This is a genomic window from Streptomyces himalayensis subsp. himalayensis, from assembly GCF_013778455.1.
Taxonomy (GTDB): Bacteria; Actinomycetota; Actinomycetes; order Streptomycetales; family Streptomycetaceae; genus Streptomyces; species Streptomyces himalayensis.
Genome location: NZ_JACEHE010000008.1, coordinates 244,411 through 267,195 on the forward strand (window position 1 = coordinate 244,411; position 22,785 = coordinate 267,195).

Sequence of the window (22,785 nt, forward strand, 5' to 3'; positions counted from 1 at the left end):
AACGGAGTTGGGGGCCGAAACTGAATCACTGAAAGATAGTCTGCAACAAAACTATCTGCTACGGTCTCTCCTGTCGGCTCAACAGACAGGAGAGGCCGCATGTCCACAGCGTCTGCCGCTTCCGTTCAGTCCACAGCGACCAAGTCCAAGCCGTTGGCCCGTTCAGCTCGGTCACGCCCCCTGGCCCTGGGCGTCATCGCCACGGGAATGCTGATGATCATCCTGGACGGCAGCATCGTGACCGTGGCGATGCCGGCCATCCAGAACGACCTGGGATTCTCCCCCGCCGGCCTCAGCTGGGTCGTCAACGCCTACCTGATCGCCTTCGGCAGCCTGCTCCTGCTCGCCGGACGGCTCGGCGACCTCATCGGCCGCAAGCGCATGTTCCTGGCCGGAATCGCCGTGTTCACCGCGGCCTCGCTCTTTGCGGGCGTGGCCACCTCCCCCGCCGTGCTGATCGCAGCCCGGTTCCTGCAGGGAATCGGGAGCGCGATGGCCTCCGCCGTCAGCCTCGGCATCCTCGTCACGCTGTTCACCGAGCCCAGGGAGCGTGCCAGGGCGATCGCCGTGTTCAGCTTCACCGGGGCGGCCGGCGCATCGGTCGGCCAGGTCCTCGGCGGTGTCCTCACGGACGTCCTCGACTGGCACTGGATCTTCTTCATCAACCTGCCGATCGGGCTGGCGGCCCTCGCCGTCGCCGTGCCCGTCCTGCCCGCCGACCGCGGGCTCGGTCTGAGGGCCGGCGCCGATGGGGTCGGCGCGCTCCTGGTCACCGCCGGGCTGATGCTCGGGATCTACACGGTCGTCAAAGTCGAGGAGTACGGCTGGACTTCGGCACCCACCCTCGGCTTCGGCGCCCTCGCCCTCGTACTGCTCGCCGGCTTCGTCGCCCGACAGGCCACCGCCAGGACGCCGCTCATGCCGTTGCGGATCTTCCGGTCCCGCAGTGTCGCGGGAGCCAATCTGGTCCAGGTCCTCATGGTGGCGGCTCTCTTCTCGTTCCAGATCCTCGTAGCCCTCTATCTCCAGAAGGTGCTCGCGTACGGGGCCGCCGAGACCGGCCTGGCCATGCTCCCCGCGGCGGCGGTCATCGGCGCGGTGTCACTCGGGGTCTCGGCCCGCCTCAACGCCCGTTTCGGCGAACGAAATGTGCTGCTCGCGGGACTCGTCCTTCTGATGGGCGTTCTGGGACTGCTCACGCGCGTCCCGGTGCACGCCGACTACGTCACCGATCTGCTCCCCGTGATGCTGCTCGCCGCCGGCTTCGGACTCGCCCTGCCGGCGCTGACCACGCTCGGCATGTCCGGCGCGGGGGACGACGACGCCGGACTCGCCTCCGGGCTGTTCAACACGACCCAGCAGATCGGCATGGCCTCGGGTGTCGCCGTCCTCTCCACCTTGGCGGCCTCCCGTAGCGACAGCCTGCTTGAGCAGGGCCGGAGCCCGGCCGAGGCACTGACCGGCGGCTATCACCTGGCCTTCACCGTCGGCACGGGACTCCTGGTGGCGGCCTTCGCCGTGGCGTTCGCCGTACTGCGCCGGCCGCGGCGCGTCATACGCCCGCAGAGAACCTGACAGCCCTCGGCCTGCCGTCGTCTCCGGGCGGGAATGCACGGGCGAGGTAGGGGTTTGCCGTCCATTTGGCCGGCAGGCCCAGAGACGCGGTAGCGGCCGCCAGGGTCATACCGTACGAGTCCACTGCCCGGCGCACATTGGGGGCGTCGAGGCTGGCGCCCGTGACCAGCCGGTCCAGGTCGACATAGGCGGAGCGAATGATCTCGATCCGCCGGTAGACGGGCCAGTCCTCTCGCCAGCCCTTGGTGTACTCGTCGGGGAGCCGACGCTGCCACCGTTCGAACAAACGCTGGCGGATCTCGGGACGGGTTGGTGTGAGGTGCATGTGCCGGACCAGGTCGTACAGAGGGTCGCCGATCACCGCCATCTCCCAGTCGATGATGGTGAGGCCCGCCCGGCCCTCTCTGCGCACCAGATTCCACGGGTTCAGATCACCGTGCAGGAGTGCCGATGCCCGTGGGGTGACGTGGTACCTGCCCAGGATCTCGCTCAGCCGGTATCCGTCGGGCAGCCCCAGGTTCCTGGCCAGTTGCTGGGACTCCTTGGGGAGTTCCAGCACGAGCCGGACGAGTTCTTGGCGGAGCCAGCCGAAGAAATCCAGTGATTCCGCCGCGGGGTCGAGTGACGAGCACTCGACCTTGGTCAGCTCGCAGAGCTGGGCCACGAGTTCGTCGGCCTCGTGGGGCAGGAGACCGTGCACCGGATGGTCGGGCGGCCGGTCACTGCCAGGCGGCCCCACATAGGTGTGGATGGCGAAGGGATCCTTCGCCCGGGCGGCCCGGGGTTCGCTCAGCCCGAGCGCCAGTACCCGGGGGGCTCTCACCGCGGCCCCCGAGACCTCGATGGCTCGCAGTACTGCGTGCTCGCTGAGGAAGCTGCGGCTGCGCTCCCGACGGCAGAGCGCCGCCACTTTTCGCCGTACCACGACAGGGAATTCGATGCCTGGCACCTTGACCACCGAGTTCAGGTGCGCGGTGCCCTTGAACACGCGATCCGCGGGAGCCGCGCCCTCGGCGATGAGCGCGTCGATGACAGCAGTGCGAGGAAAGTCCGGGTGCTCGGGGACGCGCTCGTCCGGCTCCCAGCCGATTCCGGTGACCGTCCGTGCGCCGACGCGTCGTTCCCGCTGGGCCGCCTGCCAGCGGAAGAGGATGCGCTCGATCTCCGGTTCCCTCGGCAGCTGTCTGAGTCCCAGTGGTTCGGCCGCGGCCTCAAGGGCCCTGAGCACGGCCGCGGAGGCGGCGTCCAGGCTCTTCTGGTCGCACGAGTCCTCCAGCGACTTCGCGGCGCGCATGATGTCCGGATACACCGACTGGGCACGTTCGAAGGCGATGTAGTGGCGCAGGTCCTTGGTGAGTCCGTGGACCGCAGCCGGTCTTGTGCCTTCCATGGCCGCTGCCCATGCGTCGGTCACCTCGCTCCACTGGAATGCCGGGTACTGCATCCGGACCAGGTGCGTCGCGAGGTCGTGCAGCGGATCGCCGTAGGTCGCGAGCTCCCAGTCGACACAGATCAGCGGCGGATCCCCGCCGTAGGACACGATCACGTTGTCCCGGTGCAGGTCGGTGTGGAGCAGGCTGTACGGGCGACGGGACATGGCCGGGACCCGTTCCGCCAACCGGGTCATGGCGTCGTCGGGAATCCCCAGGGCCGCGAACAGTCCCCCGAACACAGTCCAATTGGGCTGACGTACTTGGCGGTCCACCAGGCCGGCAAGGATACGCAGAAAACCCTGGCTGTCCTTGTCGTTGCGGGGCCAGCAGTCGGGCAACCGCGGTAATGCCTCCCGTCGCACCTGCGACATCTGGGCCAGGAGCCCTGCCAGCGCCCTGATCAGCAGGTGGTCGACCGGCTTGCCGTTCTGGCAGATGCTGGAGAGCGGAACTCCCTGCACATAGCTGTGGACAGCGGAGCCCGGCCGTTCAGCGAGGCATTCCGGCACATGGGGAAGGACACCCTTGATGGCGGCGAGGATTTCCGACTCCTGTTGCCAGGTTCTGACCACCACCGGCACGGCCTCGGCTCTCCGGATCCGCACCGTCACGGAAGCGCCGGGTTCGCGTCCCACCAGACGCGCCATGCGTTCCGTGAGGGGCAGGACGAAGTTCCGGTTGTGATGCCCACGGCTCATCGTCCCGACCTGCTTGGCCTGCCGCACGAACTCGTCGTAGGGGTCGTCGGTGGCGCATCCCCAGACAGCCGAGGGACTGGGAACAGGAGTTGCGCCCACTGGCCGCTCCTGAATAATCGCGCGACAGGGTGCAAGACAATGCACCCCAGGGTGTTTGCACACCCTAGCGGTGGCGCGCCCTCCGCACGACTTGAGCCGTGCGCTCCCTGGTCTCAATGAGGTATACGTCGCCCTCAGGTGTCGCCGTGTTCGACGGTTTGGCCGGATTCCGCCTCATTGAGCCAAACGGGTCCAGACGGAGTCGAACCAGGACTGCATGCTGTCCACGAAGACCGAACCCTGGGAGTCCTCGTTCCCGTCGCGGACATGATGCATGAGCGTGGCTCCGAGCCCCAGGACATCGAGGGCTTCGACCTCCCGGCCGTCATCCAGGATGATCCGGCGCTCGATCACCTCGTACGGCCCGTGCAACGCCTCGACGCCGTTGAACAGGTAGAGCTTGAACGTGGGAGTCAGCGGCGCGCGGCGGATCTCGATCTCGACGGACGGCACATAGCGCTCGGCCTGGAGGGCTCGGAGGACCGACCGCAATGACGTCGTGTGACGTCGAGTGATGTCCTGCATGCGCTGCAGCAGGAGCAGCGGGTCACCCGTCTCGCCCACCGCCCGCGGATAGGGAAGTGTCAGCGAATCGTCCGGCAGCAGCATCCGGAGTTTGATCCTCTGCGGGGCGATGGAGCCGGTGCGGATGCGCTCGGCCTGCAGACGGATGTGCGTGTCGAGCGACTCGGACGTCAGCGTGTAGACGTCCAGGCTGACTTCGGGGTGCTCGAACGCTTCACCTATGAGCGGGCCCAGCGTGACACGGCCCTTCCGAGTGTCCTTCGCCGTGGACGAGTGGATGCGCTGGGTCTTCAGCACCCGCGATCCACTGCCCTGCCGGGACTCGATCCAACCCTCGCTGACCAGCTCCCGGAGCACGCGCTGCACGGTGTCCCGGGAGACACCGAACTCGGCGGCCAGCTCGCGCTGCGTCGGCAGCATGCCCCCCACGTGATAGAAGCCGTCGCTCAAGCGGGCGCGCAGCTGCTCGGAGACGCGCAGGAACTCCCTGCCGCCGCCGTCACTTGGTGCCCGTCCCGTGCCACCCACATCGCGACCGTACCTCTTCCAGCCGACAAGCAAACCGATTTCAGTCAAATGAGCAGGCGTTCGAGCCCTTGGTTAAGGGATCAATCAGGCAGGGCACATCCGACTCAAGACAACCAGTCCAATTGGACGGTTAGTTGATCGCTTCTTGGAAGCGGAGAGGGGGTGGGGCCCATGGTTCTCTTCCAGCTGCTGTCGACCGTCCTGGTCCTCGGCTTCGAACAGCTCGTCCAGTGGGAGTACGGCCCGGTGGGCGTGATCTGCTTCTGCCTGCTGGCTGCGGGCATGCGGATGCGCAACACGACCTGCGTGTCCCTCGGGGCCGTGGTCTTCGTGCTGCTGATGGTTCAGGCCTGAGCCCTGAGCAGGTTCAGGATCAGCTCCAGCGAGTTGACGACGTGCTCGGCGCCGGACGCGCGTAGGAGCTTCTCCTTGCGGGCGTTGCGCGCATAGCCCAGGAAAGGCACCCCGGCCTGCTCGGCGGCCTGGAAGTCGGACGGGGTGTCGCCGATCATCAGGGAGGCCTCGGCCTCGGCGCCCATGGCGCTCAGGGCGCGGTTGAGGCAGTGCGGGTGGGGCTTGAGGAGGTGCAGGTCCTGGGTGCGGCCGTAGATGTGAGGGGTGAAGCATGCTTCGAGTCCACGAGTCGCGAGATAACTCCGCACCGCACGCGGTGAGTTGTTGGTCGTGATGGCGAGCCGCGAGCCTACCGCCAGCCAGGTGCGTATGAGCGGGTCCGCATACGCCGTCGGCCAGGCCGAGTCGACTGCTCGCAGCTCCTGCTGGGTCAGCCGCTCCTCGAGTTCCGCGACCAGGTCGCTGCCGGTGTGTCTGCGGTCGACCGCGCGCAGCACCTCGTGCGGGTCCGGGTGCTCGCGCTCCCCCTCGGTGAGGAGCCCGTGCAGCCCTCGTTCCTCCAACCAGCGCACCTGGCCCTCTGCGATCACCTCCGCCTTGTGTCCCGCGAACAGCCTGCAGATGGGGCCGTCGAAGTCGAAGAGGACGAAACGAGCGCGGGTGATCAGTTCTCGCAAGTTCTCAGTCTCAGCTGCCACAGGTTCAGTCTGCTCTGCGGCCTGTTGGTCGTGCGCTGTTACCAGGATGGTTTGTTCTGTCGCCTGTTCGGTCAGTTCCGCTGCCCGTCCAGTCGGCTCCGTTGACAGTTCGGTCTGCTGCGTATCAGGAGTCACTAAGAAAGTGTCAGGTCCGTGGTGATGGTTTCCCAGAGGGCGTCGAACCACTTCTGCGACTCCTCCACGAACGCCGTGTCCCGGCTTCCCGCGCGCCTCTCGAAGGAGAACAGCAGCGATTCGGTGCCGAGAGCGTCGTACATCTCGAGCGTTCCGCTCTCGATCTCCTCCTCGCGCTTGGTGACCATGTAGTACGCCAGCAGGGCCTCACAGCCGTTGAGCAGGTACAGCTTCACCGGCGGCGTGAACGGCAGTGCGCGGAACGTGACGTGGACGTCGATCCCGTGCGAGGAGCGCAGCGCCAGGAGGTTGTGCCGCAGCACATGGCCCTGGGCATTGCGCTGGGCCAGCCAGCGCTCATGTACGGGGTCGTCGTCGCCCGGGTCCCCGACCGAGACCGGAAAGGCAAGATCGATGTCCCGGCTCGGCAGCAGGATGCGGACATCGATGGATTCGGGGTGGATACGGCCCTCGTGGATGAGGCGGACCGGCTCGCCCAGCGCCAGCATCAGGGTCTCCGCCGTGAGGGAGACGACGTCGATACGCACCGTGGGTGCGGCGAAGGCCGCCGTCAGGCGTGGGGCCAGCGCCACCATCGTGGGCTGCGGGCCCTCGCGCGTCGGCGCCGGCGCCGCGATGCGCGGCGGGCTGCCCTTGCTGATGTTGGCCAGCAGACCGTCGTCCTGCAAGGTCTTCAGGGCCTGGCGCACGGTGCCGCGCTCCACGCCGAACTCCAGCGCGAGCTCGGCCTGGGTGGGCAGGCGGTCTCCGGCCTTGAGGGTGCCGGTGCGGATGCGTTCCCGCAGCGCGTCGGCGATGTCCTTGGGAGTGAGCTTTCTGCTGCCGTTCACTGCGACGTTCTCCTGGGTCACAACCAAACGCTACAACTCCATGCCATCTGATGGGAGTTGTTTGGGAGTTGTTTATTCCTAGCAACCAACTGGGGATAACTCCATTGCAGTTGGTTGCCAACTCAGCCAAGCTGGTGGAGGTTCAACAGCCATCACGCTCCTCCCACCCCGAAGGAGGAACCACCGTGCCCATCATCGCCCTCCTCTCCGCCGTCTTCGTCATCGGCTTCGAGCAGCTCGTCCAGTGGCAGTACGGCCCGATGGGCATCGTCGGACTGCTGCTGCTGACCATCGGCGTCAAGGCGAGGAACCCGGCCTGCAGCTCCATCGGGGCGGTCGTCCTCGCCCTGATGGTCGCGGCTCCTGCCCTCTGAGAGCTCACACGCCGGGCCGCTCAGGCGGTCAGTGTCAGATCAGAACTGATCGTGTTCCATAGCGAGTTGAACCACACATGGGACTGCTCCACGAACGTCGTGTCCCGCAGGCCGGCCCCCTGCTCAAAGGCGAAGAGCATGGACTGGGTGCCCTGCGCGTCGTACATCTCCAGGTACTCGTGGTCGATCTCCACATCCCGTTTGGTGAGGGTGTAGTACGCGAACAGCGCCTCGTTGTTGTTCAGCAGGTACAGCTTCACCGGCGGGGTGAACGGCAGGGCCCGGAACGAGACGCTGACGTCGATGCCGTGTGTCGAGCGCAGCGCCAGAAGGTTGTGCCGCAGCACCTGGCCCTGGGCGTTGCGCTGGGACAGCCACTGGCGGTGCAGCCGGCTGTCGGCGGCCGCGTGCACCGGCGTGGGGAAGGCCAGCGCGATGTCACGGCTCGGCAGCAGCACCCGCACATCCACCGTGGCCGGTTTCATTCGGCCCTCGTGGATCCGCCGGAGCGGTTCGCCGATGGCGAGCGTGAGCGACACCGCCGTCAGACAGAGGGCGTCGATCTCCACGTGGGGAGCAGTGAAGGCGGCGGCTATCCGCGGTGCGAGCCCCACCATGGTCGGCTGCGGCGGCGCCTCAGAGCCGGTGAAGGCGTGTTCTATGTGCTCCGCGACGGTAGCCGGGCTGCCCTTGGTCACATTGGTGAGCAGATGTTCGGACTGCAGAATGCGCAGGGCCTGGCGTACGGTGCCGCGCTCCACGCCGAACTCGACGGCCAGCTCGGCCTGCGTGGGCATGCGCTGTCCGGCCCTCAGCCGCCCGGTCCGGATACGGGCGCGCAGTTCGTCGGCCACCTCGCGGTACGACCGAGGTGACGGCCCTTCTGCCCTTTTCCGCCCATCGACGGCGGCATGCTCCGGGTTCACAACCAAACACTACAACTTCTCGCCATCTTTGGGGAGTTACCGGGAAGGTGGTTATGAGTCGAGCCATCGCGGAGATAAGTACGAGTGAGTTGGTCGCCAACTTGAGCAACATGGTCAAGCGTTCGCAGGGTTGGCAACCGACCTCAGCGGGGTCCGCCTCCCCATCCCCAAGGAGGGACCGTCATGCCACTCATCGCCATCGTCGTCGCCGCCCTCGCCATTGGGTTCGAGCAACTCATCCAGTGGAAGTACGGACCGATGGGCATCATCGCCTTCGTCGTCCTGACCATCGGCCTGAAGGCCAAGAACACCATGGTCAGCAGCATCGGGGCCGTGATCCTCGTGATGCTGCTCGCCCAGTCCGGCTGACCGGGCTCCCCCACAGTCGGCTGACCGGGCTTCCTTCCGGAGGGGAGCCGGGAGCCCGGTCAAGCCTCAGCCTCCCAAGAGTCAGTGATCAGAAGATGTCCGGGCACCACGGTCGCCTGGATGTACGGAGCAGGGCGTCGGCGACGGCTGCGGCGCCTGTCCCCGCCTCCGTCACCCTCCCCAGCGCCACCAGCCGCACAGCCGACTCGTCTCCCAGCCAGAGCGCAGCCAGCTCGCCGACTCCCATGGTGAGCTCGGCGCTCTGCGTGGTCGGCGCGCACACGGCCCCGTCAGGCGTCGCATCCAGCCGGTAGCGTCCGCCCACGAAGCCGCCCTCGTCGGCGATCTCCAGTACGAGGGTCGCCGACGACGCGTACGTACGCGCTTCCAGGGCCCGTACGACGTCCAGGATCCGCACCCAGAGCCAGTCCGCCTGTGTGGTGATCGCGGCGGCCCGCGGGTCGGGGAGGAAGCGGGGCAGCAGATCGTCCGGGGCGCGATAGCCGGTCCTGACCGTCGTGATCCAGTCGATCGAGCAGACGTACTGCCACAGGGCGCGCTCGGCCGCCGGGGAGACCGCGATCATGTCGCGCACCGTGGCCGTGTTCAGCGGCTGCTTGGCGTCGCCCCAGTGGTCATCGGCCCGGTATGTGAGCAGGCCCTCCACCTCGCCGGCCGCCGAGCGGTACACGGCGTGGAAGGGCTCCGTCCACGGGTCGCGGTCCAGGGTCACGGCGCCTGTGTTGACCTTCCACCAGCGCTCGTCACGGTCGATCGCGCCCGGCTGCGCGCGGCGGAAGCGCTCGTGGAGATCCGGTCCCAGCTTGCGTACGTCCTCGCCGTCCACGAGGTCGATACGGCCGCCGTCGTCCGGGCCCGACCAGCGCCGGTCGAGTCCCGTGCGCGGTACGTCGACGGTCCACTGGGCTGTGGAGGTGGCGGGGCCGAAGCCGTACCGGCCGTAGATGGCGTACTCGGCGGCGATCAGCGTGGCGACGACGTCCCCGCGCTCCTTCGCGGCCGCCAGGTCCGCGGCCATCATGCGGCTGAGCAGGCCGCGGCGGCGGTGAGTGGGGGTGACGGTGACGTTCGATATGGCGTCGGCCTGGACCGTGGCGCCGCCGACGGCGGTGAGCTGCTGCGGGAAGGAGCGGAACGTCGCCACACAGCGGCCGGCATCGAAGGCGCCGAGGGTACGGGATGGGATGATGTACGAGCTGCGGTCCTCGATCTCCCTGTCGGATACGGACGGGGGGCGCAGGAAGCCGGTGTTGAGGGCGCGGATCCAGTCGGGGATGTCTTGTTCGGTGACGGGACGGACGTCTGTGGGGCGGCTCATACGGCCACGCTAGGGGTGGGCGCCTTGGCTGTCGCCCCAATTCCGGGAGGCGCCGTGCGCCGTGGGTTTCGCACTGAGGGAGGAACGCCTGCCCACAACGCAAACGGCACGCCCGCCGGCGAGCCCTCAGAACGCCGCGCGCACCGACCCCACCTCGCGGCCCCCGCCCCACAGCGGCGCATGCCCTATGCGGGTGAGTACCGGCGCTTCGACGCCCGCCAGGGCCAGCGCACGCGCCAGTACCGGACCCAGTGCACGCGTCGCGCCGTCCTCGACCTTGAAGGCCAGTGCACGGCCGTCCGGCAGGGCGACGGCCTGGACCGCCTCAGCGCCCGTCTTCGACAGGGCCCCCGGCACCTCGCGCATCAGCCAGGTGTCCGGGCGGCGGGTGCCGGCCACGTACTCCGGGTGGGCCCGCATCGCGTCCGCCACCCTCCGCTCGGCGGACCCTTCGGGCGCCAGCACGAAGTGGCGGAAGGCGCGCGCCAGACCGGTGAGGCTGATCGCCATCAGCGGCGCCCCGCACCCGTCCGTACCGACCGCGGCGACGGACTCGCCCGCCGCCTCCTCCACCACCGACAGCACGAGCCGCTGCAGCGGATGATCCGGGTCCAGATACGTCTCCTGCGACCACTCGTTCAGCCCGCACGCCGCAAGCATCGCCGCATGCTTGCCGGAGCAGTTCATCGTGACCGGCTCCCGGACCCGGCCCGCGGCCAGATACGTCTCGGCCTCAGCCGGGTCCAGCGGCAGATCGGCGGGGCACTGCAGTTGCCCGGCCGTCAGCCCGTGCTCGGCCAGCATCTTCTGTACGAGATCGCGGTGGAACTCCTCGCCGGAGTGGCTCGCCGCGGCCAGTGCCAGGCGCTCCCCCGACAGGTCGAGCCCGGCCCGCAGTACGGCAGCGGCCTGCATCGGCTTGTTCGACGAGCGCGGGAAGACGGGCGCCGTCACATCGCCCAGCGCCAGCTCCACGCCCCCGTCCGCCGCCAGCAGTACGAGGCTGCCCCGATGGTGGCCCTCGACGAAGCCGGACCGTACGACTTCGGCGAGGACCGGGGGTATGGCGGGCGCGGAGGACGTGCCGGCGGCGGGGGAGCCGGAACAGGGGGTCATGGGTACGGCCTTCCGGGCGGGTCGAACCCGCCCCGGCCGAGGCCGCCGGGGTCTCCGGCTCCCCCGCGTCACGCGAGCAGGTCGTCTACTTGTGCTTCGCCATCACGGTACCTGCGGGCGATCTCGGCACTGCAATCGTCGGCCGTGCGCTGGAACCGCCGACGGCGCCGGGACACGTCCTGCTCGTACTGCACGAGGCGGCTCATGGCGCTGCGCAGTTCCAGGTCGGTGCGGGCTTCCAGGTCCGACAGCGCGACCTCGGCGAGCATGTCGGCGGCCAGCTGCCGGTACTCCTCGCTGTGAGGGGTGCCGAGTGTCACATGACGGGCGGAGGAACGGTTGCGGGCCGGCTGGTCGGTGAGGATCTCCGCGAGCCGGTCGACGACCGAGGACGAGGCCACGGGGACCGGCACGTGAGCGCCGACCGGGCCCGCGAAGCCTCCGCCACCGCCGGCGTCCGATGAACCACCGCCGGACCCGTCCGATGAACCACTGCCCGCACCACCGACACGCGGCGGCCGGCCACCCGAGGCCGCACCGGATCCCCCACGGCGTGCCAATTCCGCCCGCAGGATGTCGATCCGTCCCTGCAGCAGCCTCCGCACATAGCTGAGGTCGGCCTCGTGCTGCTGTGCCTCGCGGCGCAGGGCGCGCAGTTCGGGCAGGCGCAGCAAGACCAGGTCGGGCGAGCTGGGGTGCTCGGGCGACGGCTGGGCGTACATGAAACCGCTGGTTGTGGAAGGGCTGCCGCTCCGTTGGATCGGTGGCCGGAGCGCCCCTTCGCCGCCCATGGCCGCGAGGGCATGGGCGAGGCCCGCGTCCCCGCCGGTCTCCCCGTCGCCCTCATGGCGGATGTGCCCCGCGTACCCCCCGTGGTCAGCGGGCGGACTCATACGGGTCAGTGGAACGGGCACTGCGGGCTGCCCGGTGCTAGGTGTGCTCATGCGTCTCTACCGTCCCCTCGACCGGCGAGGTGAGCCCGTACGGCGCCGCCGCACGTCTCACTGCGTGTGAGCATCGTGCCACCCCGGGTGGCCGCCATGGGGACGAGTGCGCCCGATCCGCCCCGGATGGCCGCTTCGGGAGCATGCCAAGCAGGGCGGGAAGAGGCGCCGACACCGCGGTCCGATGGCCCGAAGATCGGCCTGCAGCCGGTTGAAGCCGATGAGAGCCGCAGAGAGCCGATGCGTGTGACCGATGTGAACCGATGGGAAGCGGATCCGACCGCGGCCTGGCACGACAACCCGAAAGAGGGGCCCTCCCCACCGCGCGGCATGATGGTCCGTATGCGTGCAGTGGTGCAGAGGGTGGACGGCGCGAGCGTCGTCGTGGACGGTGAGACGGTCGGCGAGATCAGCGGTGAGGGCCTGTGCGTCCTCGTGGGGGTCACCCACGAGGACACCAAGGAGAAGGCGGCACAGCTCGCCCGGAAGCTCTGGTCGATCCGCATGCTGTCCGACGAGAGGTCGTGCAGCGACATCGACGCCCCGCTGCTGGTCATCAGCCAGTTCACGCTCTACGGAGACGCCCGCAAGGGCCGCCGCCCCACCTGGAACGCCGCCGCCCCCGGCGATGTCGCCGAGCCGCTCGTGGACGAGGTCGTGGCCCAGCTGCGCTCGCTGGGCGCGACGGTGGCGACGGGCCGGTTCGGCGCGAAGATGCGTGTGTCGCTGACGAACGACGGCCCGTTCACGGTGCTCCTGGAAATCTGACCGCTCGTACACGCCGTCAGGGCTCGACGACGACCTCCTGGGCCGCGGCCGTCATATCGGCGATGAGCCGCGCGTCCACCGGCACATTGCGCTTCACGAGCGCCAGCGCGATCGGGCCGAGTTCGTGGTGGCGTACGGAGGTCGTGACGAAACCGATCTTCCGGCCGTCCGGGCCCTCGTCGGCGAGGCGGATGTCGGCGCCGTGCGGCGGCAGATGGACCTCGCTGCCGTCCAGGTGCAGAAAGACCAGGCGGCGCGGCGGCTTCCCGAGGTTCTGCACCCGGGCGACGGTCTCCTGCCCCCGGTAGCAGCCCTTCTGGAGATGGACGGCGGTGCCGATCCAGCCCAGCTCGTGCGGGATGGTGCGGTGGTCGGTCTCGAAGCCGAGCCGCGGCCGGTGGGCTTCAACGCGCAGGGCCTCGTACGCGAGGATGCCGATCGCCGGGCCGCTGCGCTCTGCGTACGACTCCAGCTCCGTTCGCGGCAGGAAGAGGTCGCGGCCGTGGGCGGTCTCGCGTACGACGACGCCCTCGGGCACCTCGGCGATCGAGCCGGCGGGCAGATGGACCACCGCGAACTCGTCCGTCCGGTCGGCGACTTCGACGCGGTAGAAGAACTTCATGGACTCCAGGTACGAGATGAGCGCGTCCTGCGTGCCGGGTTCGACGTGCGCCCACACCGTCTCGCCGTCGTCGACGAGGTACAGCGCGTGCTCGATGTGGCCGTGCGCGGAGAGGATCAGGGCCTCGGTCGCCTGGCCCGCCGGGAGCTCGCTGACGTGCTGGGTCAGCAGCAGGTGCAGCCAGCTGAGCCGGTCGTCACCGGTGACCGTGACGACGCCGCGGTGCGAGAGGTCGACGAAGCCGGCGCCGTCGGCGAGGGCGCGCTGCTCACGGAACAGGTCGCCGTAGTGGGCGGCTACGCCTTCGTCCACGCCCTCGGCGGGGACGGCGCCGGGCAGGGAGAGCAGAGGGCTGCGCTTCGATAGTTGCTGCATATCCACTCACAGTACGACCCGGTGGTCGTCTTTTTTATTTCTCCGCCCGGTTCTCTGCCTGGTTCTGCGCCTCGGCATCGGCCGCCGACCTGCAGTCCCTGCACCGCCCGAAGATCGCGAAGTGCTTCATATCGGTGTCGAAGCCGAAGGTGTCGCGCAGCTTCGCGGTGAACTCGGCCGCGATCGCGACATCGGCCTCGATGACGTTCGTGCAGTCGCGGCACACCAGGTGGATGTGGTGGTGGCGGTCTGCGAGGTGGTACGTCGGCGCTCCGTGCCCGAGATGGGCGTGGCTGACCAGGCCGAGCTCCTCCAGGAGCTCCAGGGTCCGGTACACCGTGGAAATGTTGACCCCCGACGCCGTCTTCCGCACTTCGGAGAGGATGTCGTCGGGGGTCGCGTGCTCGAGGGTGTCGACGGCTTCGAGGACAAGCTGCCGCTGCGGGGTCAGCCGGTAGCCGCGCTGCCGCAGATCGCTCTTCCAGTCGGTGCTCACCACATCTGAAGTCTAGGACCATCGTGTCGCGTCACGCCCCGGCCGACAGCATGCCGGTCGTCAGACCGTCGGCGAGCGCGCGGCGGAATTCGCCCGTCACTTGGGCAATCTCAGCGTGCGCGCGGATCTTGTCGTCAAGCGCGGCGAGAGTCGCACCGATGGCCTCCTGTTCCTCGACCGGCGGCAGGAGCAAGGGCAGTTCGCCCAGCGCTCGCGTACTCACCGAAGGGATCACCGAGCCGGCAGCGCGCTCCTGGATCCAGTTCTGGGCGGTCGCCGCACTCAGATAGCCGGTCACGTACGCCGCTCGCGACAGGTCCGCTTCCTTCAGCCGCAGCCTGACTAGGTTGGCGTGGTACAGCCACCCACTCTGCTCCTGGGTCACCAGGGCGCACCGGCCGACGGTGCCTGTCCGAGTGACGAGGATGTCCCCCTCGGTCAGTCGGTACCGGTCCAGAGTGCGCGCTTTGTCCCACACCACGCCCACGGATTCAACGGAGACGATCCGCTGGTGGACCAGGTCCCTCGGAAGCGCGAGCGGCACGCCGTCGTCCGCCTCGGTACGGTCCTCCGCGGTGATGCCCGGCCCTGCCTGGATGGACGAGCACAGATCCTTGAGGAGGCAACGCTGCCAGCCGTCGGGCAGCCGGAGGTCGTCCCCCAGGCCCGCCCTGCCTGTGTGCACGCTCTCGCTCGTCACAGGCCGAACCTCCTGAGTCGGTCTTCGACAGCGAGATCGGCCGCCCGCGCCCGTGCGTGCAGTCTTCCGATCTCCTCGGACAGCTGTGCCAGCCGGTCTTTCACGGCCGCCGGGTCGGTGACGCCGACTGTGGACCGGTCGTCCCGCACGTACTGCGCCGGGTCCAGCCTATGGTCGTGAGCCGCGATCTCCTCCGGCTCCACGACCCTGCTCAGACCTGGTGCACCGGCGTGATCCCGCCCGCGGTCCATGGCCTCGCGCCAGGCCCTGTACTCCCGGACCAGTGTGTCGACGTCGCCGTCTGACAGAACCCTGCGCGTCCGTGATGCCATGTGCCCGAGGTGCTCTCCCCGCACGAAGAGCACACTCTCCCCTCGGCCGCGGGGGGACCGCAGCAACCAGACGTGCGTTTGGACTGCGGTCAGCTCGAAAAGCTGCGGCGGCAGGGCCATCACACACTCCACGACACCGTCCTCGACCATGCGGGCTCTGATCTCCTGGTCGGCACCGGTACGGAACGCGGCCCCAGCGGGCATGAGCACCGCGGCCCGGCCTCCAGGGGCGAGGCGCGAGACCGCGTACTGAAGCCAGTCGAACTCGATGGTGCGCGACGGGGCGTACCACCAGTACTCCTGCGGTGGCAGGCCCTTGGGAAGACGTCCCCCGAACGGAGGATTGGTGATCACCGCGTCGAACGTCCGCGGCGGGTCGGCCGGGCCCTCCACGGGCGCCCGAGGTCCTGCCGTGAGCTCTGCCACTACGGCACCGTGGAGCCGTACGTTCATCCACGCCAGCCGTAGTTCCCCCTCCTGCGGCCCCCGACCGCTCACCTGTTCCGGCACCGGACCGCCAAGTCCGGCGACCGTGTCCAGGTACGCGGACAGCAGCTCTCCGGTGCGGCAGAAGGGGTCGTGCAGCGTCCTCGCCGGGGAGCCATGGGAGGCCAGGGAGCCCGCCATCACGCGGCTCACCGAAGAGGGTGTGAGGAATTCGGCGCCCGCTCTCGCCTCGGTATCCCGCAAGAGGGTGAGAAGGCGGTCGAAGGCCTTCTGGCTTTCGTGGGGCGATGCCGGCGTGTTGCGATCGAGGACCTGGAGGACATCGGCCATCTCTGCCCGTGTGAACTCCTCCCGAACGTCCTGGTGACCGAGGTGCTCCTCCCTCACGAAATCCGCCAGGACGGATTCCGGGAGGTCCAGATAAGAGGACCAGCGCTCGGGGTCCGTAGCCCGGACAAAGACCAGGAACAGCAGCAGGGTGAGGTAGTCGGGCAGGCGCAGCCGTCCGCGGAACCGATCCGCCTCCCGCCGGGCCAGTTGCTCGACCGCCGTGAGCAGCTTGCCCGGGCGTTCGCCCGTCAGGGCGGAGCGGAAGCGGTCCCCGTAGGTGGTGCCTGACGGTTCACCCGGCTGCAGAGCGTTGGCTGGGATGCTTCGCCGGGACAGCCACTCCAGCACCTCGTCGGCACGGAACATCTCGGGCTCCGCGCTCTGCGTGTCACGGGTGACCGAAACGGGAAAGTCCGGATGCCGCCGCTGCCAGTTCGTGACGGCGGGGCGCCGCACTCCCGCCAACCGAGCGATGTCGGACCGGGAGACGAACACTTTCTCGAAGTTGTCCGCCATGTCTCCTGCCTCCTGGATCAGAACCGGTGGCGCCAGTCCCCACGAAGAGCATCTCCCTTGCCCTCGAGCACAGCGGGAAAGCGGTCCATGGCCTGTGCTTCCTTGGCCAGGTCGGGACTGAGGTACCCGAGCATCCGGTAGATCTTGGCATGGTCGGCGGCAAGGTCCCGATGGTGGACCGGCTCATGGTGCATGATGCGATTCCGCAGCAGGACCAGCGACGAGAGGCTGTCGTACAGGCCGTCACGACGGCCGGAGTAGTGCGGGAACGCCTTGTGCAGAGCAGGCACCCAAAAGTGGCGGTCATAGCCGGACGCCTTGCTGAGCAAGGACACCCAGAAGCCGAAGGAAAGCTCCGCGACCACGTCGTCCGCCGTGGCAGCCCGGTTGCCCCGACGCCTGCACTTGGCGCTTGCTTCAGCGACGAGACGCTGCCCGCGCAGATTCAGCGGCGCCACGGCCCACCAGTCCGGTCTGCCGTAGGCGAGCCCGAGTCGGTGATGAAGGCTGTTGCGCAGGGCGACTTCAAGGCAGTGCAACGGGCCGTACAGTGCGGCCGACGCCTCGATGTTCCACCAGTACAGACGCATAGCGGCCTGAGCATCGCCCCGAGCCGCGCGAATATAGCGCTTCAGCCGAGGCTGCGAGAAGGCCATCAGCATCCACGCGGGCAGCCTGCTGACCATCGTGTTCCCCCTTTGCGGGCATGCCTGCGCCCGGCACGACCCCATTACGGAAATGACCCACTGTGCTACAGTCGAGAGCGAACGTTCTGGGCTCGCCTCTGCATTGCATGCCACCCAGAGCACGGCCTACCGGACCCCCGGCCGCATTCCAGTTGCGGCCGGGGGTCCGTGCGTTCGGCCCGAAACTCGTACGGACGGGTTCCGAAGACATCCGAAGACACGGTCACGTTAGCCCAGCAGCACGGCGACCACAAGCGCATTGCAGTGCACTCATATCTGTTAACCCCTGCGAGGGTGCGAAACAGGCCTCGCAGATATACCTGCGAGGCCCTCGCACGACGGGAAACGAGCCCGTCTACTTGAAGAAGGCGATCCCGTCGTCGGGCATGTCGTCCGGGAGGGCCTTGGCCCAGCGCTCGACGTCCTCGGGGGTGACGACCTTCTTCAGCTGCGCCGACATGTACGGCCGCAGCGGCACCTCGGGGGTCTGCTTCTCGCCGACCCACATCAGGTCGCCCTTCACATACCCGTACAGCCGCTTGCCGCCGCTGTAGGGGCCTGAGGCGGCGGTGCGCGCGACGGCGTCCGTGGCGAGGTCGATCTGCGGCTTCTTGTCCGCCAGCTCGCCGTACCAGACCTCGACGACACCGTCGTCGCGGACCATCACGACCTCGACCTTGCGGTCCTTGTCGATACGCCAGAAGCCGTGCTCGGACTCCAGCGGCTTGACCTTGTTGCCGTCGGTGTCCAGGACCCAGGTGTGCGAGTGGTACGCGATGAAGTCCCGCCCGTCGTGCGTGAACGTGACTTCCTGGCCGAAGTTGGCCTTCTCGCCACCAGGGAAGTCGGTGACGCCCGCTCCTGCCCAGTTGCCGAGGAGGAAGGCGAGGGGGACGAGGTCCTTGTGGAGGTCGGACGGGATTTCGATCATGAGCTGCTCAGACGTTTCCGGAGTCGATTACGGGGCTCAGCGCTGACCCTGGTACAGCTTCATCACGGTCAGCCCGGCGAACGCGAGAACGCCGACGCAGACCAGAACCAGCAGGGCTTCGAAGAAAACCTCAAGCACGGGGGTGCTCCTCGGGTGAGCGGTGACGGGGTCCCCCGCTCGGGGCTCGGGCAGAGCCGGGAGTGGGCGGAACAGGGGCCGGGCCCCAGCTTAGTCGGCCGGGGCCCGGGCCACTCCATGAGGTCCGCGACGCGGTTCGCGACGCGGTTCGCGACGCGGTTGGCGACGCGGTTGGCGACGCTCAGGCGAGCAGCTGGCTCTGAAGGATCACCGACTGGTGGAACGGGATCGCGGGCGCCCCGCCCTTCTTCTCGTGGAGGACGAGGGCGATGGTGTCGCCCGCGGCGATGTACGCCTGCCGGACCTGCTTCGCGCCGTACGGCTTGGGCTCGGCGTAGACGTAGTACTGGGTGCTCGGAGGCGAGTCCGAGCTGTCCCACTCCTGGTCGAGCTTGCTCTCCGGGGACCCGGCGAGGGACTGCCCGGGGACCGCCCCGACATCCAGTTCGTAGTCGAGGAAGGCGTCCGCGTACGCGACCGATGTGAAGCGCAGGAGATAGACCCGGGAGACGGTGCCGTCGGGCATGGTCCAGCCGCGCGCGACGATGTGCCGCAGCGCGGAGTCGGTCAGCGCCTGCTCGAGGTCCTTCCGCCGGTCCTTCTCATACTCCGAGACGTAACTCTCGACGGTCGTCCAGCCGCCGTCCAGGCGCTTGTCGGGCGTGGCCCCGGCGGGCGCGGGAAGCAGCAGCTCGCGCACGTCCGCGTGGTGGACCTCGGCTTCGTTGCCGTCGCTGAAGGGACGGGGCGAGCCGGAGGGCAGTGCCGGGAGCGACAGCTCCGGATAGTCCCAGCGGCCGTCGTGCCGGGTCTCGAGTCCGGGCACATCGGTGCGTTCGAGGGAGGTGATCCCGAACGCCGTTCCGGTGCCGACGGCACCGAACACCAGTACGGCGGCGGTCCAGCGGGCAACGGCGCGCAGGACGTGGCGGTCCTTCGGCGGCGAGGACTGCACCGACGCGGACTGCTCCGGCGCGGAGGCCTCCGGCGGCAGCGGGGGCATGGGAGGCGGGGCGACGGTGGCGGCTGCCGCTGTCGCGGCCGCGTAGGCCCCTGCGGGGTGCGCCGGCGCGCCTGAGTACGCCGGAGCCGCAGGGGCCGCCGGGGCCTCGGGGTAGGTCGGGGCCGCCGGGTACCCCTGGTACCCGGGGTACGCCGGGTACGCCTGGACTCCGTCGGCCCCCGGGACCTCCGGGGCGCGCTGCGGGTCCGTGGTCGGCTCGCTCATACGTACTCCCCCGGGGACTCGATGTGGTCCAGTTGCTTGCGCAGCAGGTCGACGGCTTCGGACTTGGAGAACGGCTCGGAACCGTAGACCTCCATGGTCACGAGCAGCTCGCCTTCGTAGGCGATGCAGTGCATGGCGTCGAGGTCCGTCTCCGAGTCGGCGGGCATCAGGTAGCACGCGGCGTTCTTGAAGCCCTTGACCGACGGGCCCTTGCGGAAGACACCGACCGCGTCGAACAGCCGGGTCTGAAAGGTGTACATGTCACGCACAGCCTTCTTGTTCTCCATCTGCGCGATCGACATCTCGGCGACACGGACGTGCGTGCCGTAGGTGTACGAGCGCATCGCGATGCCCTTCAGCCGCAGCTTCTCGACGTACTTGTCGCGCTCGCGGCGCTGCTTGCCCGTCAGGCCGCGGCCGGCCGCCTTCATGACGGCGACGGCCTCTTTGCCGCTCAGCTCGGCGTCATTGCCGTACTCGCCGATGTCCGGCCCGAGGCGGTAGTGCTCCGACACGGGCAGCAGCAGCCGGTTGAGCTCGGTGTCGGCCCGGCCACGGCCCACGTCGCCCGCCGGGTCCTTGCCGGGCTTGGCGTCGTTGTCGTCCGCCCAGAGGACGGTGGGCACGGTGCGGTCGGCGTCGTCCACGGTGACCTTGGTGTAGCCGAGACCGCCGACCAGGGCGCCCAGGACGAGGACGGCAGGCAGCACCGTGCCGACGAGACGGCGTGCACGCGACGTCCCGGGCGGGGGCGCGGGGGCGGGTACGGATCCGGGTGCGGCGGCAGGTCCGCCCGCGGGCACAGGTCCGAAGGCAGGGGCAGGTCCGAATGCAGGGGCAGGTCCGAATGCAGCGGAAGGTCCGGCCGCGGGCGCAGGTCCGGCCGCGGGCGTGGGCCCAGGCATGGCCGTGGGCTCAGGCATGGCCGCGGGCACGGGCCAGGGCCGGTGTGGGGCCTCGCCGGTGGGCCACGGAGTCGTGGGGGCCTCGTCGTTCACAAGCGCTCCAGCTGTCGCTCGGCCAGCGTCCGGATGTCCCTCTTGCTGATCGGCCTGGTATCGAAAATGTGGATGTCGAACATGACGTCGCCCCGGTAGCCGAGGGCACGGGCTTCATAGAGCGGCAGATAGCCAGGCTTGTTCTGTACGGGGTAGACGAAGTAGCGGCCGTTGCCGCTGCCCTTGATGGGATCGCCCGCATAGCCCGCGCCCTCGTCCGATTCGGGCATGTAATCGAGCTGCGATTCCGCGAAGTCGACGGCGCCCATACCGGCCCCGGAGCGGAACTGGACCAGCCGCACGGCGATCTGGCCGTACTGTCCCCGTTCCCAGTCGGCCCCCGCGACCCGGCGGATGTCCTCCTCCGCGAAGTACTCGAACATGGAGCCCTCGTCGACGTACTCCGTCGCGTAGTCGGCCGCAGTCATCCAGCCGTCGACCGGAAGGCTGCCGCCGTCGAACGTGGGCACATCCACCTCCCGGGCGCCCTTGGGCCTGGGGATCAGCAGCTTGCGCAGGTCACCCGCGGTCCTGCGGCTGCGGTCCTCCTTGTCGGAGAGCGGGTCCGGTTCCTTGCCCTCGGGCAAGGCCTTGCCCGGGTACGCGAGTCCCGGCTGCGCCAGTGCGGGCAGCGGCGTGGGCGGTCGCTCGGCCTGTACGCCGTAGCCGACAGCGATACCGGCGACGAGGCCGAGAACGGCGGCGGTGGCGATGAGCAGAGCGGTTCGGCCATGCCGGCGCGGCGGGCGGGCGTCCGCCGCGCTCTCCCCATCCCGCACATCTGCCAGGGGCGCTGTCTCCGCCCCCGTCTGCCAGTGCCCCTGTCCCTGCACCCACTGCGCCGGGCCGGCCGCCGCCTGGTCGGTCGCCGCCGGGCCGGCCGCCGAAGACTCCGGCGATGTCACCGGCGGTACCGGTATCCCGGGTGGCCACGGCACACCAGCCCCAGGCGCCACAGCGTTGCGTGAATCTTCTTCCAAGAGGTCCCCCCGGGGACTGATGAAGCAAGAATTCCGTATCTGACGGCACAGCAGACTCATAAGGAACGCCGAGGGTTGCGCGCCATCGGATTACAGATCGGCCTACAGTTCGACCATGGCGAAGAAGCTCGTGATCAAGGTGACCGCCGGGGCAGATGCCCCCGAGCGGTGCTCGCAGGCCTTCACGGTGGCGGCGGTGGCTGTCGCCAGCGGGGTTGAGGTCTCACTGTGGCTGACCGGCGAGTCGGCGTGGTTCGCGCTGCCCGGGCGGGCCGCGGAGTTCGAGCTGCCGCACGCGGCGCCGCTGCCCGATCTGCTCGAGTCGGTCCTGACCGCCGGCCAGGTCACGCTCTGCACCCAGTGCGCGGCCCGCCGCGACATCACGGAGAAGGACGTGATCGAGGGCGTGCGGATCGCGGGCGCGCAGGTCTTCGTGGGCGAGGCGATGGCGGACGGCGCCCAGGCACTCGTGTACTAGGAGTCCGCACTCGTGTACTAGGAGTCCGGCCGGCGGCTCCCGAAGTCGCGCCGACGGCACGTCCCCCTAACGGCGCCGCTTCTTGCCGTCGAGTTCGTCCCACCACTCGTCCGACGTGGGGTCCCCGGACGGATCGTCCCACCAGCGGTCGTCCGGGCCGCGCCGGTTGGCGACCATCGCGGCGACCGGCGGGATGACCATCGCCACGATGCACATCCCCACCGCCACGGGAGTCGACCAGAGGCGTACGACTCCCCAGGCCAGGACGAACAGGGCCAGGCACGTGCCCATCATGGCGAAGTAGAGATGGCGCCTCCGGGCGTACATATGTCCAGCGTAGTGCGGGGACGGGTCCCCTGACCCCGCCACGCCCCGCCCGGCCCCCGAACATGCCGAAGGACCGCGAACATGCCGAAGGACCGCACCCCGTCCATGGCGTCCAACCCCTGGGGTGCGGCCCTTCAGCCGTTCAGCGATGTACGCCGAGTGCTCAGACGGCGATCGCGACCTCGGCGAGGCCGCCCGTCTGGGCGACGACCGTACGGTCCGCGGTCCCGCCCGGAACCAGGGCGCGCACGGTCCACGTGCCCTCGGCCGCGTAGAACCGGAACTGGCCGGTCGCCGAGGTCGGGACCTCGGCGGTGAACTCGCCGGTCGAGTCCAGCAGGCGCACGTAACCGGTGACGGGCTCGCCGTTACGGGTCACCTGGCCCTGGATGGTGGTCTCACCGGGCTTGATCGTCGAGGCGTCGGGGCCGCCGACCTGCGCTCCACACATGTGTTTCTCCTTGGAAGT

25 protein-coding genes are annotated in these 22,785 nt (G+C 68.9%); 6 read left to right on the forward strand and 19 right to left on the reverse strand.

Going from position 1 to position 22,785, the window contains the following annotated elements:
- The first annotated feature begins 99 nt into the window (after positions 1-99).
- Entirely contained in the window at positions 100-1,575 is a 1,476-nt protein-coding gene (locus H1D24_RS16080; RefSeq protein WP_181658229.1) for an MFS transporter, read from the forward strand.
- On the opposite strand, the gene H1D24_RS16085 is transcribed toward H1D24_RS16080, so the two are convergent.
- Together H1D24_RS16085 and H1D24_RS16090 are read right to left on the reverse strand one after the other, a co-directional pair.
- Positions 1,553-3,805, reverse strand: coding sequence for a phosphotransferase (locus H1D24_RS16085; RefSeq protein ID WP_374064242.1), 2,253 nt, complete (start codon positions 3,803-3,805; stop codon positions 1,553-1,555). The two genes, H1D24_RS16080 and H1D24_RS16085, sit on opposite strands and share 23 nt — an antisense overlap.
- A 174-nt stretch (positions 3,806-3,979) precedes the next feature.
- Positions 3,980-4,858 carry a winged helix-turn-helix domain-containing protein gene (locus H1D24_RS16090; RefSeq protein ID WP_309484333.1) on the reverse strand — a complete coding sequence of 293 codons (879 nt, stop codon included), beginning with the start codon at positions 4,856-4,858 and terminating at the stop codon, positions 3,980-3,982.
- Between the two features lie 171 nt (positions 4,859-5,029).
- Here H1D24_RS16090 and H1D24_RS16095 point away from each other — a divergent pair, with 171 nt between their 5' ends.
- Positions 5,030-5,212: a hypothetical protein gene (locus H1D24_RS16095; RefSeq protein WP_181658230.1), complete on the forward strand. Its 183-nt coding sequence runs from the start codon at positions 5,030-5,032 to the stop codon at positions 5,210-5,212.
- On the opposite strand, the gene H1D24_RS16100 is transcribed toward H1D24_RS16095, so the two are convergent.
- Both H1D24_RS16100 and H1D24_RS16105 read right to left on the reverse strand, forming a co-directional pair.
- Positions 5,203-5,910, reverse strand: coding sequence for an HAD family hydrolase (locus H1D24_RS16100; RefSeq protein WP_309484334.1), 708 nt, complete (start codon positions 5,908-5,910; stop codon positions 5,203-5,205). The genes H1D24_RS16095 and H1D24_RS16100 overlap by 10 nt on opposite strands.
- Positions 5,911-6,044: 134 nt before the next feature.
- Positions 6,045-6,923, reverse strand: a complete 879-nt coding sequence (locus H1D24_RS16105; RefSeq protein ID WP_181658232.1) for a GntR family transcriptional regulator — start codon at positions 6,921-6,923, stop codon at positions 6,045-6,047.
- A gap of 158 nt (positions 6,924-7,081) precedes the next feature.
- Between H1D24_RS16105 and H1D24_RS16110 the strand changes: the two genes are divergently transcribed.
- Positions 7,082-7,270, forward strand: a complete 189-nt coding sequence (locus H1D24_RS16110; RefSeq protein WP_181658233.1) for a hypothetical protein — start codon at positions 7,082-7,084, stop codon at positions 7,268-7,270.
- Between the two features lie 20 nt (positions 7,271-7,290).
- On the opposite strand, the gene H1D24_RS16115 is transcribed toward H1D24_RS16110, so the two are convergent.
- Entirely contained in the window at positions 7,291-8,202 is a 912-nt protein-coding gene (locus H1D24_RS16115) for a winged helix-turn-helix domain-containing protein (protein ID WP_181658234.1), read from the reverse strand.
- A 177-nt stretch (positions 8,203-8,379) separates the two neighbouring features.
- Here H1D24_RS16115 and H1D24_RS16120 point away from each other — a divergent pair, with 177 nt between their 5' ends.
- Entirely contained in the window at positions 8,380-8,565 is a 186-nt protein-coding gene (locus tag H1D24_RS16120) for a hypothetical protein (protein WP_181658235.1), read from the forward strand.
- 88 nt (positions 8,566-8,653) lie between these two features.
- On the opposite strand, the gene H1D24_RS16125 is transcribed toward H1D24_RS16120, so the two are convergent.
- From H1D24_RS16125 to H1D24_RS16135, 3 genes are all read right to left on the reverse strand, one after another.
- A complete protein-coding gene (locus tag H1D24_RS16125) occupies positions 8,654-9,904 on the reverse strand; it encodes a GNAT family N-acetyltransferase (protein WP_181658236.1) in 1,251 nt (416 codons plus the stop codon).
- A gap of 126 nt (positions 9,905-10,030) precedes the next feature.
- The gene (locus tag H1D24_RS16130; RefSeq protein ID WP_181658237.1) at positions 10,031-11,020 is read right to left on the reverse strand and encodes an asparaginase; all 990 of its coding nucleotides are present in this window, start codon (positions 11,018-11,020) and stop codon (positions 10,031-10,033) included.
- A 68-nt stretch (positions 11,021-11,088) separates the two neighbouring features.
- Positions 11,089-11,811 carry an RsiG family protein gene (locus H1D24_RS16135; RefSeq protein WP_374064245.1) on the reverse strand — a complete coding sequence of 241 codons (723 nt, stop codon included), beginning with the start codon at positions 11,809-11,811 and terminating at the stop codon, positions 11,089-11,091.
- 495 nt (positions 11,812-12,306) lie between these two features.
- On the opposite strand from H1D24_RS16135, the gene dtd reads away from it, so the two are divergent.
- Complete coding sequence (dtd, locus tag H1D24_RS16140; protein WP_181658238.1) at positions 12,307-12,732, forward strand: D-aminoacyl-tRNA deacylase; 426 nt, start codon at positions 12,307-12,309, stop codon at positions 12,730-12,732.
- A 16-nt stretch (positions 12,733-12,748) separates the two neighbouring features.
- Here dtd and ygfZ read toward each other — a convergent pair whose 3' ends face one another.
- The 9 genes from ygfZ to H1D24_RS16185 all read right to left on the reverse strand — a co-directional run bounded on the left by ygfZ (position 12,749) and on the right by H1D24_RS16185 (position 21,436).
- On the reverse strand, positions 12,749-13,729 hold the full coding sequence (gene ygfZ, locus H1D24_RS16145; protein WP_181658239.1) for a CAF17-like 4Fe-4S cluster assembly/insertion protein YgfZ: 981 nt from the start codon (positions 13,727-13,729) through the stop codon (positions 12,749-12,751).
- A 34-nt stretch (positions 13,730-13,763) separates the two neighbouring features.
- The gene (locus H1D24_RS16150) at positions 13,764-14,228 is read right to left on the reverse strand and encodes a Fur family transcriptional regulator (protein WP_181658240.1); all 465 of its coding nucleotides are present in this window, start codon (positions 14,226-14,228) and stop codon (positions 13,764-13,766) included.
- Positions 14,229-14,256: 28 nt separating this feature from the next.
- Positions 14,257-14,925: a restriction endonuclease subunit S gene (locus tag H1D24_RS16155; RefSeq protein ID WP_181658241.1), complete on the reverse strand. Its 669-nt coding sequence runs from the start codon at positions 14,923-14,925 to the stop codon at positions 14,257-14,259.
- Complete coding sequence (locus H1D24_RS16160; RefSeq protein ID WP_181658242.1) at positions 14,922-16,550, reverse strand: N-6 DNA methylase; 1,629 nt, start codon at positions 16,548-16,550, stop codon at positions 14,922-14,924. The genes H1D24_RS16155 and H1D24_RS16160 overlap by 4 nt, the downstream gene beginning before the upstream one ends.
- Before the next feature lie 17 nt (positions 16,551-16,567).
- Entirely contained in the window at positions 16,568-17,236 is a 669-nt protein-coding gene (locus H1D24_RS16165; protein ID WP_181658243.1) for a hypothetical protein, read from the reverse strand.
- Positions 17,237-17,591: 355 nt separating this feature from the next.
- Positions 17,592-18,167 (reverse strand): heme-binding beta-barrel domain-containing protein, encoded by a 576-nt coding sequence (locus H1D24_RS16170; protein WP_181658244.1) that lies wholly within the window; start codon positions 18,165-18,167, stop codon positions 17,592-17,594.
- A gap of 319 nt (positions 18,168-18,486) precedes the next feature.
- Positions 18,487-19,533 carry a hypothetical protein gene (locus H1D24_RS16175; protein WP_181658245.1) on the reverse strand — a complete coding sequence of 349 codons (1,047 nt, stop codon included), beginning with the start codon at positions 19,531-19,533 and terminating at the stop codon, positions 18,487-18,489.
- Positions 19,530-20,243, reverse strand: a complete 714-nt coding sequence (locus H1D24_RS16180; RefSeq protein WP_181658246.1) for a hypothetical protein — start codon at positions 20,241-20,243, stop codon at positions 19,530-19,532. Before H1D24_RS16180 ends, H1D24_RS16175 begins: the two co-directional genes overlap by 4 nt.
- Positions 20,244-20,527: 284 nt before the next feature.
- The gene (locus H1D24_RS16185) at positions 20,528-21,436 is read right to left on the reverse strand and encodes a hypothetical protein (protein WP_309484335.1); all 909 of its coding nucleotides are present in this window, start codon (positions 21,434-21,436) and stop codon (positions 20,528-20,530) included.
- A gap of 190 nt (positions 21,437-21,626) precedes the next feature.
- Here H1D24_RS16185 and H1D24_RS16190 point away from each other — a divergent pair, with 190 nt between their 5' ends.
- Positions 21,627-21,989, forward strand: coding sequence for a DsrE family protein (locus tag H1D24_RS16190; RefSeq protein WP_181658247.1), 363 nt, complete (start codon positions 21,627-21,629; stop codon positions 21,987-21,989).
- A gap of 66 nt (positions 21,990-22,055) precedes the next feature.
- Here the strand turns inward: H1D24_RS16190 and H1D24_RS16195 are convergent, their stop codons facing one another.
- Entirely contained in the window at positions 22,056-22,316 is a 261-nt protein-coding gene (locus H1D24_RS16195) for a DUF3099 domain-containing protein (RefSeq protein ID WP_181658248.1), read from the reverse strand.
- Positions 22,317-22,479: 163 nt separating this feature from the next.
- Entirely contained in the window at positions 22,480-22,767 is a 288-nt protein-coding gene (locus H1D24_RS16200; protein ID WP_181658249.1) for a DUF1416 domain-containing protein, read from the reverse strand.
- Positions 22,768-22,785 lie beyond the last annotated feature (18 nt).